The organism is Halorubrum sp. Hd13 (assembly GCF_002252755.1).
GTDB lineage: Archaea > Halobacteriota > Halobacteria > Halobacteriales > Haloferacaceae > Halorubrum.
In genome coordinates this window covers 25,484-43,230 of sequence record NZ_NHOY01000106.1, presented here as the reverse complement: position 1 = coordinate 43,230, position 17,747 = coordinate 25,484, and the positions used below count along the sequence as shown (strand labels likewise).

General features: G+C 69.2%; 16 protein-coding genes and 1 tRNA gene. 8 read left to right on the top strand and 9 right to left on the bottom strand.

The window, feature by feature from the left end:
- Positions 1 to 19: 19 nt before the first annotated feature.
- The gene (locus DJ81_RS14475) at positions 20 to 886 is read left to right on the top strand and encodes an S-adenosyl-l-methionine hydroxide adenosyltransferase family protein (RefSeq protein WP_094523877.1); all 867 of its coding nucleotides are present in this window, start codon (positions 20 to 22) and stop codon (positions 884 to 886) included.
- A 65-nt stretch (positions 887 to 951) separates the two neighbouring features.
- On the opposite strand, the gene DJ81_RS14470 is transcribed toward DJ81_RS14475, so the two are convergent.
- The gene (locus DJ81_RS14470; protein WP_094526938.1) at positions 952 to 1,413 is read right to left on the bottom strand and encodes a DUF5793 family protein; all 462 of its coding nucleotides are present in this window, start codon (positions 1,411 to 1,413) and stop codon (positions 952 to 954) included.
- Between the two features lie 162 nt (positions 1,414 to 1,575).
- Between DJ81_RS14470 and DJ81_RS14465 the strand changes: the two genes are divergently transcribed.
- The 4 genes from DJ81_RS14465 (at position 1,576) to DJ81_RS14450 (ending at position 8,844) form a co-directional block, all read left to right on the top strand.
- Complete coding sequence (locus DJ81_RS14465) at positions 1,576 to 3,363, top strand: type II/IV secretion system ATPase subunit (protein WP_094523875.1); 1,788 nt, start codon at positions 1,576 to 1,578, stop codon at positions 3,361 to 3,363.
- A complete protein-coding gene (locus DJ81_RS14460) occupies positions 3,360 to 5,597 on the top strand; it encodes a type II secretion system F family protein (protein ID WP_094590285.1) in 2,238 nt (745 codons plus the stop codon). Before DJ81_RS14465 ends, DJ81_RS14460 begins: the two co-directional genes overlap by 4 nt.
- 112 nt (positions 5,598 to 5,709) lie before the next feature.
- Positions 5,710 to 6,348, top strand: a complete 639-nt coding sequence (locus DJ81_RS14455) for a class I SAM-dependent methyltransferase (protein WP_094558318.1) — start codon at positions 5,710 to 5,712, stop codon at positions 6,346 to 6,348.
- Between the two features lie 60 nt (positions 6,349 to 6,408).
- A complete protein-coding gene (locus tag DJ81_RS14450) occupies positions 6,409 to 8,844 on the top strand; it encodes a methyl-accepting chemotaxis protein (RefSeq protein ID WP_094590283.1) in 2,436 nt (811 codons plus the stop codon).
- A gap of 33 nt (positions 8,845 to 8,877) precedes the next feature.
- Here DJ81_RS14450 and DJ81_RS14445 read toward each other — a convergent pair whose 3' ends face one another.
- Positions 8,878 to 9,162, bottom strand: coding sequence for a hypothetical protein (locus DJ81_RS14445; RefSeq protein WP_094523871.1), 285 nt, complete (start codon positions 9,160 to 9,162; stop codon positions 8,878 to 8,880).
- Between the two features lie 13 nt (positions 9,163 to 9,175).
- A complete protein-coding gene (locus tag DJ81_RS14440; protein ID WP_094523870.1) occupies positions 9,176 to 9,700 on the bottom strand; it encodes a DoxX family protein in 525 nt (174 codons plus the stop codon).
- A gap of 242 nt (positions 9,701 to 9,942) precedes the next feature.
- On the opposite strand from DJ81_RS14440, the gene DJ81_RS14435 reads away from it, so the two are divergent.
- A tRNA-Gly gene (locus DJ81_RS14435) sits at positions 9,943 to 10,013 on the top strand.
- A 47-nt stretch (positions 10,014 to 10,060) separates the two neighbouring features.
- Here the strand turns inward: DJ81_RS14435 and DJ81_RS14430 are convergent.
- Positions 10,061 to 11,815, bottom strand: a complete 1,755-nt coding sequence (locus DJ81_RS14430; protein WP_094526943.1) for an alkaline phosphatase — start codon at positions 11,813 to 11,815, stop codon at positions 10,061 to 10,063.
- 251 nt (positions 11,816 to 12,066) lie between these two features.
- Between DJ81_RS14430 and DJ81_RS14425 the strand changes: the two genes are divergently transcribed.
- Positions 12,067 to 13,134 carry a hypothetical protein gene (locus DJ81_RS14425; protein WP_094526944.1) on the top strand — a complete coding sequence of 356 codons (1,068 nt, stop codon included), beginning with the start codon at positions 12,067 to 12,069 and terminating at the stop codon, positions 13,132 to 13,134.
- A gap of 314 nt (positions 13,135 to 13,448) precedes the next feature.
- On the opposite strand, the gene DJ81_RS14420 is transcribed toward DJ81_RS14425, so the two are convergent.
- The 4 genes from DJ81_RS14420 to DJ81_RS14405 form a co-directional block, all read right to left on the bottom strand.
- Positions 13,449 to 13,949, bottom strand: a complete 501-nt coding sequence (locus tag DJ81_RS14420; RefSeq protein WP_094526945.1) for a hypothetical protein — start codon at positions 13,947 to 13,949, stop codon at positions 13,449 to 13,451.
- A gap of 107 nt (positions 13,950 to 14,056) precedes the next feature.
- Positions 14,057 to 14,239: a hypothetical protein gene (locus DJ81_RS14415; RefSeq protein WP_094526946.1), complete on the bottom strand. Its 183-nt coding sequence runs from the start codon at positions 14,237 to 14,239 to the stop codon at positions 14,057 to 14,059.
- 146 nt (positions 14,240 to 14,385) lie between these two features.
- Positions 14,386 to 15,156, bottom strand: a complete 771-nt coding sequence (locus DJ81_RS14410) for an SDR family NAD(P)-dependent oxidoreductase (RefSeq protein WP_094590281.1) — start codon at positions 15,154 to 15,156, stop codon at positions 14,386 to 14,388.
- A gap of 148 nt (positions 15,157 to 15,304) precedes the next feature.
- Positions 15,305 to 16,384 (bottom strand): NAD(P)/FAD-dependent oxidoreductase, encoded by a 1,080-nt coding sequence (locus DJ81_RS14405; protein WP_094523864.1) that lies wholly within the window; start codon positions 16,382 to 16,384, stop codon positions 15,305 to 15,307.
- A gap of 149 nt (positions 16,385 to 16,533) precedes the next feature.
- On the opposite strand from DJ81_RS14405, the gene DJ81_RS14400 reads away from it, so the two are divergent.
- Positions 16,534 to 16,851, top strand: a complete 318-nt coding sequence (locus tag DJ81_RS14400) for a hypothetical protein (protein ID WP_094523863.1) — start codon at positions 16,534 to 16,536, stop codon at positions 16,849 to 16,851.
- 40 nt (positions 16,852 to 16,891) lie between these two features.
- On the opposite strand, the gene DJ81_RS14395 is transcribed toward DJ81_RS14400, so the two are convergent.
- Positions 16,892 to 17,563 carry a metallophosphoesterase gene (locus DJ81_RS14395; protein ID WP_094523862.1) on the bottom strand — a complete coding sequence of 224 codons (672 nt, stop codon included), beginning with the start codon at positions 17,561 to 17,563 and terminating at the stop codon, positions 16,892 to 16,894.
- Between the last annotated feature and the right edge of the window lie 184 nt (positions 17,564 to 17,747).

The window sequence follows — 17,747 nt, the reverse complement described above, 5'->3', positions numbered from 1 at the left end:
GCCGGCGTTCGGATCGCGTATGATAACGCTCGCCTCGGACTTCGGCTCGCCGTACCCCGCCGCGATGAAGGGCGTGATCCGACGCCGCACGGACGCCGAGATGATCGACGTCGCCCACGACCTCCCGCGCGGCGACCCGCGGGCGGCCGCGTTCTGGCTCCGGTTCGTCCTCCCGGAGTTCCCGCCGGCCGTCCACTGCGCCGTCGTCGACCCCGGCGTCGGCACCGACCGGGACGCGCTCGTCGTCCGCGCCGGGGCCCACGTGCTCGTGGCGCCCGACAACGGGCTCGCGATGCCGCCCGCGAGGGCGCTCGCCGAGCGGTCGGCGGCGGAGAGCGCCGGCGCGGAAGCGGGAGGCGACGCCCCCGACGTGGAGGCGTTCGCCGTCGACGTCGACGACCCCGCGAGCCAGACGTTCCACGGCCGCGACGTGTTCGCGCCGGTCGCGGCGCGGGTCCGCGCTCGGCTCGACGAGGGGTCCGCGGCCGCGGGTCCGGAGGGAGTCGCCGCCGCCCTCGACTCGATGGCCGACCTCTCGCCCGCGAGCGACCCGGTCGACATCGCGTTCCCCGAGCCGACCGTCGAGCGCGACGAGGACGGCGACCCCGTTGCCGTCGACGGCGAGGTGCTCGTCATCGACCGGTTCGGTAACGTCGTCACGAACGTCCCGGGCGAGCTCGTCCGCGGCAGCGACTGGATCCGAGTCAACGGCGAGCTCACGCCCGTCGCGGAGACGTTCGGCGCGGTCGATCCGGGCGACCGACTCGTCACGATCGGGAGCCACGGCTACGTGGAGTGCGACGTCAACGACGGCCGCGGCGACGGGGCGTTCGAGCTGCGGCCGGGCGACGAGGTTCGGCTCGTCGGCGACAACGTGAGTATCTGAGCGGTCGCGGGGGACAACGTGAGTATCTGGGCGGCCGCGGGAGAAACGAGCGGCGGGGACCGGCGCTACAGCTCCACGCCGGAGGGGATCAGGCTCTCGCTGCGGAGGAGGTTCCCCTCGTGGTCGTAGACGAGGAACGTGTCCTTGTCGTAGGAGACGAGCCGTTCGCCCTCGACGTCGATCACGACGCGGTAGCGAGCGTCCTCGTCGTCGGCCGAGTCGCGCGCGGCGTGGATGAACGGGAGGACGTCCGTCGCGGTCTCGTTGAGCTCCAGCACGAAGTCCCCGGTGTATCGGTTCGTCACGCCGACCACGCCCTCGGGGTCGGCAGTGTCGGAGAGCGGTTCTCGGAGACGGAACGCCACGTCCACCTCGGCGGCATCGAGAAGGTCGCCCTCAGTGTCAGAGAGCCGGTCGCGTAGGAGTCCCTCCGGCCCGTGGAAATCGATCCGGACGACGGGCGTCGCCCGCTCGTCGGCGCCGTCGCCAACGCCCTCGACGGTCAGTTCGAAGTAGTCACGCCGCATTGCCTATGTTGTTGTTTGCGGTCGGTACGTATCAACGTAACGGGCGGGTTCCGGCGCGGACGGCCGAGACTGAGGCTGACGCCGGGCTCTCGCCCCCGGCCTCGCGGTTGATAATCGCTCGGTGGAATTTAAACCACCACGCCGCATACGGACCGTAACGAGATGGCGAGTGACGCTCGCGACGACGCCGGAGACCGCTTCGAGGCCCTCCGGCGGCGGCTCTCTCGAACGTGGGAGATACTGCGGGGGTCGGAACTCGACGTCCGCTCCTTCCGCCCGGGCGAGGACGGCCCGCTCGCCGACTTCACGGTGCCGGAGGGCGAGCGCGAGGTCGACCGCTACTGGGTGAACGCCCCGTACGCGTACGTCGTGATCACCTACGACGACGCCGAGAGCGAGCACCGGTACTACGCGGTCGAGCCGGACCTCGACGAGTTCGAGCGCGACCTCCTCGACCGCGTCGTCGACGACATCCGCGATCCACTGCTGTACCGCGAGGGGACCGGCAAGACCGACGAGGAGACGCTTCGGAAGGAGCTGCAGGCGTTGTTGGAGGGGTACGGCGTCGAGGCCGACATGGCGACGTTCCACGCGCTCGCGTACTACCTCTACCGTGACTTCCGCGGCTACGGGAAGGTCGACCCCCTGCTGAACGACCGCCACATCGAGGACGTCTCCTGTGACGGGTACGACCTCCCGATCTTCGTCTACCACGACGACTACACCGACATCGAGACGAACGTCTCGTTCGCGAAGGGCGAGCTCGACAACTACGTCATCCGGCTCGCCCAGCAGTCCGGGCGCCACGTCTCCGTCGGCGACCCGATCGTGGAGACGACGCTGCCGGACGGCTCCCGCGCCGAGCTCGCGCTCGGCGAGGAGGTGACCCCCCGCGGCTCCGCGTTCACGATCCGCCAGTACGCCGAGGACCCGTTCACGCCGATCGACCTCGTGGAGTACGGCACCTTCTCGGTCGAGCAGATGGCGTACTTCTGGCTCTGTATCGAGCACAACAAGAGCCTCATCTTCGCCGGCGGCACCGCCTCGGGGAAGACCACCTCGATGAACGCGGTGTCGATGTTCGTCCCGCCGCGCGCGAAGGTGCTCACCATCGAGGACACCCGCGAGCTCTCCTTGTACCACGACAACTGGCTCTCCTCGGTCACCCGCGAGCGCCGCTACGAGGGGACCGACATCGACATGTACGACCTGCTCCGGTCCGCGCTGCGCCACCGCCCCGAGTACATCGTCGTCGGCGAGGTGCGCGGCGACGAGGCGATCACGCTGTTCCAGGCGATGAACACGGGTCACACCACCTTCTCGACGATGCACGCCGACTCGATCGAGACGGTGATAAACCGGCTGGAGAACGAGCCGATCAACGTGCCGCGCGCGATGGTGCAGTCCCTCGACATGCTCTCGATCCAGACGCTGACCCGCTCGGGCGACCAGCGGGTCCGCCGCGCGAAGACGATCGGCGAGATCGGCGGCATCGACCAGCGGACCGGCGAGCTCGACTACTCCTCCGCGTTCGAGTGGGACGCCGAGACCGACGAGTTCCGCCGCAACGACTCGTCGCTCATGGACGAGATCGCCGACGAGCGCGGCTGGTCCCGCTCCGAGCTGCTCCGCGAGATCCGGCGCCGCGAGCGCTTCCTGGAGCTGCTCCGCGCGCTCGGCATCACGGACTACCGGACGTTCACGGCCCTCGTCAACGAGTACTACGCCGACCCCGACCGCGTGATGAACCGGCTAACGGAGCGGGCGGCGGACGCCGAGGGCGCCGCCGTGCCGGACGAGGCGACCGCGCCGGACGACGGGCGGGGGCCGGCCGATACGACTACGCCGGACGACGGGCGTGGGCCGGCCGATACGACTACGCCGGACGACGGGCGGGGGCCGGCCGGGGACGAGACGGAGTCGCCCGGAGTCGGAGACCCGCCGCGATGATCGCTTCGCTCCCGCTGTTCGCCGCGCTCGGACTCTGTTCGGCGCTGCTGTTACCGGTCGTCTCCCGCCGCGTCGACCTGTTGGCCACTCGGGTCGCGCTGTCGCTGTTCGGCGACTATGTCGCGGAGGACGGCCCCCGGCGACGGCGCCAGCGCGACCTGTTGCACGCCGCCCACGTCGCCGGGACCCACCGGGCGTACGCCTCTCGGACGCTGCTGTACGCCGGCGCGCTCGGCGTCGCGGGGAGCGTGCTCGGGGTGTACGCGGCCGCCGCGCTCCTCTCCGCGCTCGACGTCGGCGCGGAGGCGATCCGCGCGGCGCTGCCGGGGTCGCTCTCCTTCCTCGCCGGCGTCGCGGGGCTGGCGACGCTCGATCTCCCGGGGCTGTTCCTCTTGCTCACCTTCGCCTCGGCGACGCTCGGCTCCGCGCTCGCGGCCGGCACCTACTACGGGCGGTGGGAGCTGCTGAGCCAACGGGCGCACGCCCGAGCCGCCGAGATCGACGCCACTCTCCCGCGGACGGTCGCGTTCATGTACGCGCTCTCGCGGTCGGGGATGGCGTTCCCGCGTGTGATGGACACGCTCGCGGAGAACGAGGCGGTGTACGGCGAGGCGGCCACGGAGCTGTCGGTCGCCGTCCGCGACATGAACGCGTTCGGTACCGACGCCCTGACCGCGCTCCAGCGCACCGCGCGCCGGACGCCGAGCGACGACCTGGCCGACTTCTCTGAGAACCTCGCCTCGGTCCTCGGCACCGGACAGTCGATCTCGGCGTTCCTCGCGGACCAGTACGAGCTGTACCAGGCGGAGGCCGAGTCGAAACAGGAGCGCTACCTTGAGCTGCTGTCGACGTTCGCGGAGGCGTACGTCACGGCCCTCGTCGCCGGGCCGCTCTTCTTCATCACCATCCTCGTCGTCATCGGCCTCGTGCTGGAGGACACGCTCCCGCTGCTCCGCGTCGTCGTCTACCTCGGCGTCCCGCTGGCGACGTTCGGGTTCGTCGTCTACGTCGACAGCGTGACGCAGGGGGTAGGCGGAACGGAGAGCGTCGACCTCTCGGAGCCGGCCGACGACAGCGCGACCGGCGTGACCGGCGACATCGGGGGCGGCGAAACCGCTCCCGGCGGTCAGAGCGACGGCCGACTCACGGGGACCGACGGCGCGGGAAGCGCGGCGACGGCCGAAGCCCGGTCCGACGGCGGCGTCGCCGAGGGGACCGAGAGCGACCCGGGCGGCGCCGGCGGCGTCGCGGGCGAGGCCGACCGCTGGGCCGTCAGCCGGGAGCGGCTCCGGGCGTACGACCGAGTCCGGCGACTGCGACGGTGGGCCGCGTCGCCAGTCGAGAACGCGGTCGAGGCCCCGTGGACGTCGTTCCTCCTGACCGTGCCGCTCGCGGTCCTCGGGCTGCTCGCCTTCGCCTTCCCGGTCACGCTCGGGTCGCCGACCGAGATGGTCGCGCAGATCGAGACGCCGATCGTCGTCGCGACGGCGTTCGTCCTCGCGGTCTACGCGGTCGTCTACGAGGTCCGGAAGCGGCGTGTCCGCCGGATCGAGTCGTCGGTGCCCGACTTCCTCGACCGCCTCGCGAGCGTCAACGAGGCCGGTACCTCCGTCGTCGGCAGCGTCCGGCGCGTCGCCGACTCGAACCTCGAGGAGCTGACGGCCGACCTGAAGCGCACCCGCCGCGACATCGACTGGGGCGCCGACGTGAGCACCGCGCTCCGCCGGTTGGAGCGCCGGGTCCGATCGCCGATGACCTCCCGGGCCGTGGCGCTGGTGACGAACGCGATGCACGCGAGCGGCGACATCGGGCCCGTGCTCCGGATCGCGGCCGACGAGTCGCGAGCGACGTGGTCACTCCGGCGGGAGCGCCGGCAGGTCATGCTCACGTACCTCATCGTGATCTACATCTCCTTCCTCGTCTTCCTCGGGATCATCACCGCGCTGTCCGTCTCCTTCATCCCGGCCATCGAGGAGGCCGCGATCCCGAGCGGCGGCGGGGCGGGCACCGTTCCCGGCGCGCCGAGCGGCCCGACCGGGATCACCGACGGTCTCGGCGACATCGACGCGTTCGCCTACGAGCAGCTGTTCTTCCACGCCGCGGCCGTGCAGGCCGTCTGCTCCGGGATCGTCGCCGGCCAGCTCGGCGAGGGCTCGGTCAGGGACGGGGTGAAACACGTGGTCGTCCTCCTCGCGCTGACGCTCCTCACCTTCGCCGTCATCGGCATGGTGTGACGGGACGCGCGTCGGGCAGCCCTCTCTCGCCGGGTCGTCTCCCCGCCGGACCGACCTCTCTCGCCGGACCGCCAGTCACCGGAGCTATGTCGCTCGGCGCCGACCGACCGGCATGGAAACGGACCCGCAGTCGACGTACGACCGCATCGCCGCGCACTTCGCGAAGACCCGCGAGTACGCGTGGCCGGAGGTCGAGTCGTTCCTGGACGGTCGGTCGGCGACGCGCGCGCTCGACGTCGGCTGCGGCAACGGCCGCCACGCGGAGCTGCTCGCCGCCCGCGCGGAGTCGGTCGTCGGTATCGACCTGAGCCGAGCGCTCCTGCGCGAGGCGGCGACGCGGGCCCGCGAGCGCGACTTCGCCGACGCGCTGGACCTCGTTCACGGCGACGCCGCCGCCCTCCCGATCGCCGACGACGCGGTCGGGCTCGCCACGTACGTCGCCACGCTCCACCACCTCTCGCCCCGCGCCGCCCGCGTTCGAAGCCTCGACGAACTCGCGCGGGTCCTCGCGCCGGGCGGGGTCGCGCTCGTGAGCGCGTGGAGCACCGCCCACGACCGCTTCGACCGGACGGAGGGGTTCGACACGACCGTCGACTGGACGCTCCCCGGCGGCGAGACGGTCCCGCGGTATTATCACGTCTACGCGCCCGACGAGTTCGACGCCGATATCGATAACAGCCGGCTCTCAGTCGTCGAATCGACCGTCTCCAGCGGGAACTGCTACGCCGTGGTCACGGGACCTCGCCCCTAATTATCACGACGGATACCGCGGGGAGAGGTTTAAAGCATCGGTGCCGCGGCCGTCGAGTCAATGAGTTCGACTCGCCTCGATCGCCTCCTCCGGCGCCTGAGTCCAGGCGCGATCACTCGGAGCTACCTCGCCAAGTTCGCGGTCGTCGTGATCCTCGTCGTCCTGGCCATCGGCGCCGTCGGCGCGGTCACCTACGCGGAGACGACGGACCGCCTGGAGGCCAACGCCCAGCAGGACTACACCGCGGTCGCTGAGTTGAGCGCCACGGAGATCGACGTGTGGACCAGCGATCACCGCTCGATCGCCAGAGAGACGGCCGACAGCGACGCCTTCGGGTTCACGAGAGAGCCCGAAGAGGTGGAGAGCTATCTCACCTCGCAGCTCTCGTGGCAGCCCGACGAGATCGTCGCCTTCCACTACGTCAACCGGCAGGAAGGCACGCTGATCGCCTCGACCGACCACGAGCGCGGCACCGCGATCACCGAGACGAACTGGCTCAGCGACGGTCTCCTGATCGGCGAGGACACCTACACGTCGCCGACGTACGAGGTGGACGACGAGCGGCACGTCTCGTACGTCGCGTACACGCCGCGGCGCAACTACTTCGTCATGGAGGTGTCGCTCGCGTCGATCGTCGGAGACCTCCGGCAGCCGACCGACGGCTCGTTTACCACTATCGTCCAGTCCGACGGCGTGATCGGGGCCAGCGACCGCGAGGGGACCGTGGCCGAACCGTACGCCGACGAGGTGCGGGACGCGATGATCTCCGGCTCCGCGGTCGGTCACGTGTCGTCGGCGACCTTCGAGTTCGCCGACGACGCCGAGTACTTCGTCGCGTACGCACCGGTCCCCTCGGAGGACTGGTACGTCGCCGTCCACGTCCCCCTCGCGGAGGCGTACGCGCTCTCCGGGATGATCGGCCGGAACCTGCTGCTTATCGTCGGCGTCGCGGTCGTCGGGCTCGGTCTGTTGGGCGCGACGCTCGGCCGCGGCACCGTCGCGGAGCTGAACCGACTCACTCGGAAGGCGCGGGCGCTGGAGAGCGGCGACCTCGACGTCGGATTCGACACCGAGCGCCGCGACGAGTTCGGCGACCTCTACGGCGCGTTCTCGACGATGCGCGACTCGCTCGGCGAGCAGATCGAGTCGGCCGAGACGCAGAAGCGGCGGGCCGAGGACGCCAAGGCCGAGAGCGAGGCGTTCGCGGAGCGGCTGGAGTCGCGCGCGGCGGCGTTCGGCGCGACGATGGACGATTGCGCCGACGGCGACCTCACCGCCCGACTCGACGTCGAGCCCGACGATCCGGACGCGCTCGCCGACATCGCCGACGGGTTCAACGACGCGATGGACGAGCTGGAGGGGGCCATCGCGGAGGTGGACGCCTTCGCCGGGCAGGTCGCGGCCCGGAGCGAGGCGGTCACCGACGGCGCGGACGAGGTCGCCGCGGCGGGCCGGGAGACGAGCGACGCGGTCGACGAGATCTCGGCCGGCGCGGAGCGACAGAGCCGGCGGCTCTCGGAGGTCGCCGGCGAGATGGAGGACATGTCCGCCACGGTCGAGGAGGTCGCCGCCTCCGCCGATCAGGTCGCGACCACCTCCAGAGAGGCGAACGCGGTCACCGAGGAGGGCCGCGAGGCCACGGCCGCGGCGGTCGCGGAGCTGCACGACGTCGAGGAGCGCTCGGAGTCGGCGACCGAGACGATCGAGCGCCTCGAAGCGGAGATGGCGGAGGTGGACGCGATCGTCGAGACGATCTCGGAGATCGCCGACCAGACGAACCTGCTGGCGCTGAACGCGTCGATCGAGGCGGCGCGGGCGGGCGAGGCGGGCTCCGGCTTCGCCGTCGTCGCCGAGGAGGTGAAGGCGCTCGCGGAGGAGACGCAGTCGTCCGCGGCCGAGGTCGAGACGCTGATCGACGGGCTCCGCGAGCGCACCGACGAGAGCGTCGCGGAGATGTCGCGGATCCGCGAGGGGGTCGACGCCGGCGTCGACACGGTCGAGACCGCGGACGACGCCCTGAGCGAGGTCGCGACGCGGGTGGCCGAGGCCGACGACGGCGTCCAGGAGATCTCCGGCGCGATGGACGCGCAGGCGTCGTCGGTCAACGAGGTCACCGGCGCCGTCGACGACTTGGCCGGCGTCAGCCAGCAGACGACCGCTGAGGCGACCACGGTCGCGTCGACCGCCGAGGAGCAGGCCGCAACGCTCGGCGACGTCTCCGAGCAGGCCCACGCGCTCACCGAGCGCGCCCGGGACCTGCGCCGGATGACCGAGGGGTTCGAGGTGGACGGCGAGCGCGACGTCGGCGACGGGAAGACCGATCTCGGCGTATTCGACGACAGCGACCGCGACGCCGACAGCGACCGCGACGCCGACACCGACTTCGACTTCGGGATGACCGATTCCGGCCAGTCGGTGAGCGCCGACGGAGGGACGGACGAGGCGAGGGAGCCGGGGCTCGTTGACGGATCGTTGAACGCGAACGCAGAAGAGTAATCGCGCCGGTTACCGCGACGCTCGGCTCACGGCTCAGTCGGCCACGGTCTCGTGGCCGGCCTCCGCGTCGTCCGCGAGCGGCGTCGCGATCTTGTACGCCGCGTAGAGGCCGAGCACCGCGATGCCGGCCAGCACGACGCCCGTCCGAATCTGCGGCGAGATCAGCGGCGTCGCCACGACCTCGCCCGCCTCGTTAGTGATCGGGACGGGGCTGTAGGGCGCGCCGGCGAGGATCTCGACGATCCCCATGCCGACGAGTCCGAGCAGCATCAGTCCCGCGCTCAGCGCCATCGCCGCCTTATCGATGATGTCAGTCATTGGGTGTCACCTCTTAACCGAGCAGGTAGCGGAGTTTCGGGTGTTGCTTGACGACGTCGAGCTTCTCGATGAGCGCGTCGAGGCCGTAGTAGCGCCCGGCCGACAGCATGATCACGGTGATGAACAGCAGCAGCCCCATGAAGTCGCTGTTGACCAGCCCGTGACCGAAGCCGGCGTTGCCGACCCAGAACAGGACCATGAAGATGACCCCGCCGAAGGCGGCCAGCCGAGTGAACGCGCCCGCTATCAGCGCCAGCCCGATCAGCGTCTCGAACAGGGGCACGCCCGGCTCGATGAGCCACGCGAGGTTGCTCCCCATCCAGACGGGGATGCCGCCCAACACGGTGTCGGTCATTTCCTGCATGTACATCGGGCCGTAGGTGTATGACAGCCCGTCCTCGATGAGTTTCGTGACGCCGGCGTGGAAGAACCACCATCCGGTCACCACGCGTAGGAAGGCGATCCAGTACGCCGCCCACGGACCGTCAAGCGCGAACTCGACCTCGTCGACCAGTGGATTTCCTGATTGGTATGACATCGTGCTCACCTCACGGATGTACGTTGAGTGGAAGCCCGTATATTCCCCCAACCGGCTTCTAACTCCCTGAAAAGCGTTCTAAGCGTACGGGAACGGCCCGCGATATTGTGGTGTTTTAAGTACTATCTGCCGCTCGGAACCACATCGGGCCCCGAGATATCCGTCCGGCGTCGGGAACACGGAACGTTTATTGGATTCGTTCGGCCTACGTCTACACGCGTCAGCGACGGACGCACCCACGCGCGCCGGTGGTCTAGTGGTAGGACCTGAGCCTTCCAAGCTCATGGCCCGGGTTCAAATCCCGGCCGGCGCATTTCTCGAACGAAGTGAGAGAAATCGCCGAAAGGGGTTTGAACCCTATCAGTCGGGGTTGCTTCGCTCGGTACCGATCGCATCGCCGTCAGGACCTGGACCCGCTTCACGACGTTCGTGAATCGTATACTCGCCCGCCGGGACGGAAACGCGATAGGCCGACCGGCACTCGCTGGTCGCCGAATCGTCCGTCTTGTCCACCCAGTACACGTCCCATCGACAGGACTCGCGCGAGAACGTGATGACGGAAAACCCCCAGTGGGAGCCGTCGGAGAGCGCGAACTCCGGGAGGAATCCGGTAGCGGACAGGTAGTCGGCCGCCCGCGACGTCGACACGCTCCTGACGAGCCACGAGACGAACCGTCCGAACTCGCGTCCCAGTCCGACCCGCTGCCCGATCTCGGTGGCTCTTTCGCGGGGATTGACGCTCGTCACGCTCGGCGTCATGAACTCGACGCCGACCGGCGTGTCGCCCTGCCGTTCGTTCCGGAGGCGAGCGGCCAGCGTCATGTGCATGTCCCCGGTCAGCGTCACGACGTTCGTGTCACCCCGTTCTCGGACCGCGGTGAGGGTGTCGACGATCTCCCGTCGTTCGGACTCGAACCCGCTCCAGGCGTCTTCCCAGAAGATGAACCCCTTGCCCAGGAAGTAGAGTCGTTTGAACAGCACCGCGTTGGCCCACGCCGTCCACACCGTCTCGCTCTCGCGGAAGGTCTCGCGCAGCCACCCGCGCTGGGCCTCCCCGAGCATCGTCCGCGAGGTGTCCGGCTCGGACCACGGGTCGAGCAGCTCCGCCGGCCACGACCGCGGTTCGCTTCTGAAAAGCCGCTCGTCCGTCAGCGCGAGCGTGACGAGGTCGCCGAACCGCAGGCTCCGATACAGGTCGAACGACTCGTGAAGGCGGTCCGCGCTCGGGTCGTACTCGATGCGTCCGGGGACGAACTCCCACCACGCTTGGATCCCGACGGCGGTGAGGTACCGCGTGAACTCCGGGACGTCGCCGCACGGGTGGTCGGGGAACACCGGTGCGCCGGCGTCGTAGTCCCAGTACCGGTCGTTGGCGATGGCGTGATCGTCCCACGTCTGAATCACGGTGTGGCGCTCGTGAAGTCGCTGGAGGTGGCGATCGGTCTTGTACGTCTCGTAGATGCGCCGGAAGTCGTCGAGACTCATCGGGCGCGTGCCGCTGTCCGGGAGCTCGATCCGTCGGTCCGGGTACGGGCCACCGACGCCCCCCGGGTCGCCCTCGGCGACGTGTTCGTAGATGTAGTCGCCGAGATGCAACACGAAGTCGACGTCCGTCTCCGCGAGCCGCGCCATCGCGCCGAAGTAGCCGTTCTGGTAGTCCTGACAGTTCAGCACTCCGAACCGAACTGATTCGGGTTCGCCGTCCTCGGCCGGCAGCGTCCGACACCGACCGGTGTTGCTCCGCACTCCGCGGTAGACGAACCGGTAGTAATAGACCGAGTCCGCGTCGACGGCGTCGTGATCGAGGTCGACGCGAACGGTGTAGTTGTCGGGCGGTTTGACCCCCGGGCCGTCGAACTCGAATACCCTGGGGTCGTCTTCGAAAGACGGGTCAGTCGCGACCTCGAGGCACAGCGATTCCGACGGGTCGTATCGCTCGGGATTGATTCGAGTCCAGAGGATGACCGACTCCGGGGTCGGACCACCGCTGGCTACCGACTGGGGGAACACGTCGGCGGGTTCGGCCTCCGTCAGACCGCCGTCGTCCTCGGGTGTGCTATCGAGTTCGGTGAGCTCGGCCGCCCTGACGGGCTGCCGAATCGTGACGTTCGACATATCGTGTTGTGAGCCGGTCTGGTTGCTCGTCCGCTGACACTAACACTTGTTACCAATAACCTCATATCATTAATTTGTAACCCCTCTTCACAATCGCTGGCCACGGTTCTACGACACTGGGCCGCACGTCGATACGAGTCGAAGCAGCGTCCATCCGCAGCATACCACCGGCTACCGCCGATGGTCGCTTCGTCAATTCATTCATGTTTTCGAGAAGAACTTTGTTATGTTATTACGTAACATGTTAGCATATGGCAACCTATACTGAGGGGAACGGCGCGACCGAGAGCGAGGAGAGCGGACCAGTCGATCAGGACGTCGAAGAGGCGGGCAAACTGAGTAAGGTCGAGGCGTACGCGAACACGTGGTACAGTGTATCCGTCGGACAAGCGATCGTCGTGAGCGGCGTCTTCCTCACGCTTTCGGCCGTCACTGCCTCAATAGAGAGCCTGAACCTGATCGCGGAGGGTGTCGGCGTTCCGTTCGACGTGTACCTGTACGGATTCTTCGGAGCGATGGCCAGGTCCCTCCTCGCTTTCGTCACCGACGTCGACCCGGACACGGACGACGTGGCGTACGTTCACCGGTCGTGGATCCAAGTCGTGCGCTTGGGACTCCGTCCGGTTGGGGCGCTCTGTCTGGCCGCGGGGATCTATCTCGCTCACGGCGCGGTGGACGACGCACTCTCCTTTACTCTCGCTTCACCGGACGCGATATTCGCCGGGCTCGCTTTCGTTGCGGGCTTCTACGTGGAGCGCGTTTATCAGGTCCTCGGGACGGTCGCCAAACAGATGCTTAGCTTGACCGAGGAAAGCAACGGCGAGTCGGCAGCGACAACGGACGATGAACCGTTCAGTATCCTCCCTGCGGGAAGACGACCCGACGAACCCCGTTGGTACCGCGACCGTCGAAGTCTCCTGTTGTTCGGACTCGGACTGGTGCTGCTCGCTATCGGCGTCGTCACATCGCTCGGCGAGAACGTACTCCCGTTCGTGGGGCCGGTCGCGGAGCCGGTTCCGTCGTACGTCTACCTGTACGCGTTGCTGGGGTCGCTGGGCTACCTCTTCACGACGCTGTTCAGAGAGTTCGACAGGAGTCTCCTCTCCCTCCTGCAGAATGGCATCCGCGTGCCCGCGGCGCTGTTGCTGGCAGCGGGTCTCTACATGTTCTCGTTCCTCTTCACCGACAGCGCTACGACTGCCACCGGACTCATTTCCGGCCTCGCGTTCTTAGTCGGACTCTACGTGAACGTGGCGCTCGTCACCTTGGATACGATCGCTTCGCGGGTGTTGTCGAAATTCAGCGACGAGTCGACGTGAGCGCCGGGTACGGCGAGCGTCATCGACATCCGGGGAAAGTGAGGGTGAACTACACGGTCGGCGACCTCTCGCGCTGACGACAGCCCGCGGCGGTCCGCGTACACGGGTCGGGTGACCGCCTCATCCGACCCCCGTGGCGATTAATGCGTTCGGATTTCCGGGCCCCGTAACGGACGCACCCTCGCTGCTGTCGACCCGACGAACCGAGCGGGCTCGCCGCTCTCGGACGCGTCGGAACGCTCGTCATTCGCGCGGGCGCATATCTCTCGATCGATTCCCTCGCATCGTCTCGAGGGACGACGCCGTCGAACCGCTCACTCGCCGGTCGCCCGTCGAGTTTCCGCGACGTAGACGCCTCCACCGAGCGCGGCGGCGAGCCCGACGACGGCGTAGTGGTAGCGAAACGCGAGTCGGAGCGACCGCTGCGACAGTGTAAAGCCGCCGAAAGCGGCCGCGGCGAGCCGGTCGCCGACCGCCGGGACGGCCAGCAACGCTTCGAGCGTCCGCTGACCCGTGTAGAACGCGAGCTGATTCCACGGGAGCAACAGCCCGGACACGACGTACACCGCGACGAGCGGCGCCGCCAGCAGGCCACCGATCGCGTAGATCGGTCTGTACGCGAGGCCGAGCCCCACGGCGAGCGGCACCGTCAGGGCCGCGGCGACCGCGAGGATCACTCGAACCGCCTCTACCGTTCCGCCGGACGCCGGGACCAGCAGGAGCAGCACGTCGAGACACAGGATCGCGCCGACGAGTCCGGCGAGCGACCGCCCCGCCCACCGGAGGGAACCGCTGCGCTCGGAGGACCACTGCATGTCTCGATGTCGGACCGCGATCGGCCTATACGTTGTGTTCCGCGACCCGCCGGTGTCTACGCGACCTGCCGATGTCTACGCGACCTGCCGATGTCTACGCGACCCGCTCAGTCAGTCCTGAAGATCCGATAGGCGCTCCCGAGCCCGAGGAGGAGCCACGCGGCCCCGAACAGCCGCCGCCCGTCGACTAGGGCGACGCCGCCGATGACGAACCACCCGGCGGCGATCAGCACCCAGAGGGTCTGTTCCGTGGAGAGCAGCGGCCCGGACAGCGGGGAGGTGGCGCTCATCACTTCCGCGTTGGACCCTCCCGGACAAGAGTTTGATCCCGTCGACGGCCGCCGGACGAGAGCCGCTCAGACGCGCGGTCAGGCGGCATTCGAGCGGGGTAGAGGCCCGCCGACCGCGCGTCGACCCGGCGCCGCTCGGGCGCGGATCACAGACTCGCTCCGCCGTCGACCCAGACCGTCTCGCCGGTCACGTAGCTCGCCCCCTCGGAGGCGAGGTAGAGGTACGCGTCACGCAGGTCCGCGGGCGTGCCGGCGCGGGACGGGAGGCCGCCGGATCCGTCGATGTCGCGCGCCTCGTCGGCCCAGCCCTCCCGGATCTCGGTGGCGATCGGCCCCGGCGCGACCGCGTTCACCCTGATCCCGTAGCCGTCGAGTTCGAGCGCCGCGCTTCGGGTGAGCATCTGTATGCCGCCCTTCGTCGCCGCGTAGTGCGAGTGATCGCGCTCCGCGCGCTCGGCCGTCGTCGACGACGTGTTCACGATCGTTCCCTCGGCGCCGCGATTGATCATGTCCCGTGCCGCCAGTTGCGTGCCGAAGAACGCGCCCTTGAGATTGACGCCGTGGACGAAATCGAAGTCTTCCGGGGTGACGTCGAGGAACTCGCGGCTGCGGTGGACGCCGGCGTTGTTCACCATCACGTCGACCCCGCCGAACTCGCGGGCCGCCTCGATCACCGTCTCGATCTGGGCGGGGTCGGAGACGTCGGTCTCGACGAACGTCGCGATCCCGCCGCGCTCCTCGATGGCCTCGTGCGTCGGCGTCTCGGCGCCGACGTCCTTCGGATCCTTCCGGACGTCGGCGTTGATCACGGTCGCGCCCGCGTCGCCGAACGCGGTCGCGACCGCGCGGCCGATGCCGCTCGATCCGCCCGTGACCACGACCGTCTCGTCGGCGAAGTCCGCGTCGATAGTTCCCATACTGGCCGTCCGGTGCTGCGGATCAAAAAGGATCGGTATCGCGGGATCCCGAGCGACGACTCTTCACGGGAACCTCCGAGGAGCCACGGGAGCCTCGGGGACCTCCGGGGAGCCCCGGTCGCCCCCGGGGATCCCCGGCCGAACCGACTCAGTCGTCGTCGGCCGCGGTCGCCTCGGGCTCGACCTCGCGGCCCGGGTCCTCGCGCGGGCCGCCGGCGTGTCCCTCGTGGGCGACCGCGGTCGCCATGAGGTCGGGGGAGATGGCGGGTACCTCGTCGGCGTCGACGGGGCCGTCGCGGGCGATCTCCTCCGTCGAGCGCGGGAACTCGCGGAGCTCCTTGTGGAGCGCGATCCCGGCCTTCGCGCCCTGTCCCATCGCGACGGGGACCTGATTGTGACCGGGCGTCACGTCGCCGACCGCGTAGACGCCGTCGACGCTCGTGCGCCCGTGGTCGTCGACGTCGACCTCGCCGCCATCCGTGAGGTCACAGCCGAGCCCCTCCGCGAGCGCGGTGTTGTAGTCGGAGCCGTACATCGGGAAGCCGCCGCGGTACTCGCGGCGGGTCCCGTCCTCGAACTCCATCGCCTCCAGCCAGCCGGAGTCGGGGTCGTTCTCGACGCCGGCGACGTCCTCGTGGACGACGTCAACCGGGTGGGCCTCCAGTCGGGCCGCCGTCTCCTCGCTCCACGTCGGCTCCGCGCCGCGGGTCAGGAGGTCCACGTCGTCGGTCACGTTCAGCATGATCATCGCGACGTGGGCCGCCGCCTCGCCGTGGCCCATCACGTACACCGGCTCGTCGACGAACATGTACGCGTCGCAGTGGAGACACCAGTGGAGCCCCTTCGCGTTCCGCGGGAGCGGCGGGTCGGGGCGCTCGTCGGAGAACCCGGTCGCGAGGACGACGCGGTCCGCGACGATCTCGGCGTCGCTCGTCGTCAGCCGGAAGCGGCCGTCGTCGGTCTCGACCGCGTCGGTGACGAAGCCGCGCTCGAAGGTGCCGCCGTACGACTGGACCTGCTCGCGGCCGGTCGCGAGGAGTTCGTTGCCGGAGGTCTCCTCGGTGATCCCGATCACGTTGTGGGTGTCCGCCATCATCGCCGCGCGGCCGCCGCCCCTGTCGATGAGCACCGTCTCGTGGCCCAGTCGGGCCCCGTACAGCGCGGTCGTCAGCCCGGCCGGCCCGCCGCCGACCACAGCGATCTCGTACTCGTCGTCGGACGAACTCATTACAGGTGTTAGGCGACGCGTCGGTTTAAATGAAGTCGTGCTGTGCGCGGTCCGCGGCCAGCCCGGTAGGCATCGCTTACCCGGTTCGCGTCGCCCGAATACCCGGGACTCCCGGAAGCTTATTATCGTCCGTCGCTTCCGGTGTGCCAGTGCCATCGCGACTCGCCGCCGCTCTCGTCCTCCTCGCCGTCGGAGTCGCCGCCGACGTGGCGTCCACGTACGTCGCGATCGGCGGCGGCCAGTACGTCGAGGGCTCCCCGGTCGGCGCCGCCCTCATCGCCGCCTTCGGACTCGTTCCCGGGATGCTCCTCACCAAGGCCGCGGGGATGGTCGTCATCGGGATCCCCGTCGCGGTCGCGGGCGGGACCCGGCGGCTCGTCGCGACGCTGATGTGCGCCGGCGTCGGTCTCCTCTCGCTCGCGACCGCCGCGCGGAACGTCCTGCTCCTCGTCGGGCTCTGGCCGTGACGCGGGGCGCTCCCTCCGGGGCGGCCGGCCCGTCCGGACCTCACTTCCCCTGATACAGTCGCTCGGCGGTGCGCTCCGGGAGCCCGGCGTCGGCGATCGCCTCGCTCACGCGGTCGACGTCGTACGGGACCCGTTCGAGCGTGACGTCGTCCGTCGCCGCGTCAAGCACGGCGTACCCGGCGGCCGGGTCGCCGTCGCGCGGCTGGCCGACGCTGCCGGGATTGACGACGACGCCGCCGGCGACCGACCGCTTCCCCTGCACGTGCGTGTGCCCGAGGACGATCCCGTCGTAGTCGCCCATGTGGCGGTCCAGGTTCGGGAACTCCTCGGGGTAGACGTAGGCGTCCTCGCGCCCGGCCGCCGGGTGCGAGTGGACCAGCAGGTACCGCCCGCCCGCGAACGTCTCGGCGCGCGGGAGCCCGTCGAGCCACGCGAGCTGGTCGTCGGAGAGCGTCGCTTTCGCGTGTTCGAGCCCGGCCTCGGCCATGCGGTTCGCGCGGTAGCGTTCGGGGGACTCGACGGTGCGGTCGTGGTTCCCCCTGACCGTCATCGCCGCGACTTCGCGCACGCGCTCGACGCACTCGGCCGGCCACGGGTTGTACCCGATCACGTCGCCGGCGCAGACGATCCGGTCGACCGCGGGCATGTCGTCGAGGACCGCTTCGAGCGCCGGGAGGTTCGCGTGGACGTCCGAGATGAGCCCCACCTTCATCGAGTCGACGTACGGGAGCGACGCCGGAATAGGTTCGGTCTGTACGAGGCGTGAAAAGGTGTTGAGCGAGGGAGCGTCTGAGACGTCGTTCGGTTATAAATTGTCGACGACGGGTCGACGGTGAACGCCTCCGAAGCCCCAGCCGCTCGCTTATAAATCGTTAATAACGGATCGACGGTGAACG